1 protein-coding gene is annotated in these 1839 nt (G+C 69.4%); it reads right to left on the bottom strand.

Annotation, left to right across the window (positions count from 1 at the left end):
* On the bottom strand, positions 1 to 766 hold a 766-nt coding region (locus tag AB0M20_RS41255), incomplete at its 3' end, for a hypothetical protein (protein ID WP_364306750.1).
* Between the last annotated feature and the right edge of the window lie 1073 nt (positions 767 to 1839).

The following is a 1839-nucleotide window of genomic DNA, read 5'->3' as shown; positions in this document are numbered from 1 at the left end:
CGATGCGTTCGGCGCGGCGGCGCAGGGTGGCGACCTCGACGCCGAGCTGCGCGGCGAGAGGTTCGGCGGCGCGGCCGCCCAGTCGCAGGTCGATGTAGGGCCGTTCATCGCTCGGGTCGATGATGCCCAGCTCCACGGCGCGGCGTACGAGCAGGTCCGGGTGGCCGAATGGCCGGCGTGGGGTGCGCGGGCCGGTAAGGTGCTCGAGGTTGTCCACCGGTACCGCTTCGGCGCCGTCGCGGCGGCGCAGCTCGTGCCCGGCGCGCCAGGCTGCCTTGCACAGCGCCGCGTACGGCGCCGGCCGGGACAGGTCGACGCGGTCGCGTAGCGCTGTCAGGAAGCCGGTGAGGATTTCCGCGTCCAGGTCCTGCGCGTCGCCGGCCCAGCCGCTGCGCAGCTGCCCGGCGTAGCGGCGCAGCGCGGGCATCGCCATGGCGGTGGCCGCGATGACCCAGGCCGGCCCGTCGAGCCGGGCCCGGCGGATCAGTTCACGCCACACCGCGTCTCGGGTGGTGTAGGAGCGCGGATGCCGCAGCAGCCAGGTGCGCAACACGGGCAGAGCGATGACACCGTCCGGCAGTCCGGTGTCATCACCCAGCGCGCCGAGGTCCAACGAGCCAGGGTCCAATGTGTCAAGACTCAAGGTGTCAAGGCTCAATGTGTCGAGGTTCAATGTCAGGGGATGCGGGTCGCAGGTCAACGCGGCGAACGCCGTGTCAACGGCGTCCAGCGGCGATTCGGGCCAGTCCTTGCCGGACACGGTCATGTCACGAACTCCTGACGGCAGAAGCGGATGTCGATGTCACGCCGGCCACCGATGGCCGGCGCGGTTTGACGCCCATTGCGGCACGGTGGTCTCACGGACCTCTGACAGCGCAGCCCAGTAAGGCACCCCGGGCGCCCTGACAGGCGACGTAGCGGCGCTGCGTGACCGGCGCAGCCCGCTGCGCGGTGGTTCACGTGGGCGTGCCAAACAGCTATTGAGCGGCCGTTAGCCGACACCACCTACGGGGATAACCTCACGGCCGCTGACAACTGTCTGGGGCAGCGGTCTGACACCGTGCTCGGCACGCCTGACAGCCTCTGACAATGCCGCGTTGCCGGCCGCAGCAAAGTGCAGGCTTGGGCCGTGCTGTTGTCAGACACCCGTCGGTGATGTCATGCCGTTTCCGTTGTCTGACAAACCCGATCAACATCCTTGGTGCGAGTTACATTGCACGGTTCCTGGTTCGCCGGGGGATCTCGCCATGGCCGTAGCGGCATCGATGTTCTCGCCGCTGTCGAGGACCTGTTCACTGACGCTCTGGCGGCGGCCTTCGAGCGCCTGGTTCGTCAAGCCGATGCTGCGCGCTTGCCCTCCGGGCAAGGTGCGGTAGAAGCTTCAGCGCGCGGGCTGCGGCGATGGTGCATCGTGTGCGGCTTGCCGTGCTGCGGACACAACAGGACACCGAGGATGGTTGCGCCGGGCGGTGCCGCTGTAGGCCCTGTGAGGCCGTGTGAGACCGCTGTCAGGGTGTCCATGTGTTCGCCACAGCTCACCATCCGCGGTTTGAGGGTGCGGATCCGCCGCGGCGCCGACTGTGAAGGCTGCCGGCCCGGCGGGTTTCCGCCCGCCGCCGGGCCAAATCGCCTGGCTGACGACGGGGCCGGGTGCCTCGGGTGCCGCGCCACATTGATGCGCTGACACCTCATCACCTGCGACATGCGAACGGGAGGACGTGCTCCTGCCCGGGGTCGCCCAGGTCCCGTTGAACGCCTGCCTGCTGTGCCCGGCGGTGGTCCCTTTGTGTCCGTCGTTCGAGTGCTTCGCCCCGGCCGGTCCGCACCGTGCGCGGCCCG

Origin of the sequence: Actinoplanes sp. NPDC051633, from assembly GCF_040681735.1 — a bacterium.
Classification (GTDB): domain Bacteria; phylum Actinomycetota; class Actinomycetes; order Mycobacteriales; family Micromonosporaceae; genus Actinoplanes.
The sequence above is the reverse complement of the archived record's forward strand: the minus strand, read 5'-3'. Positions and strand labels throughout refer to the sequence as shown.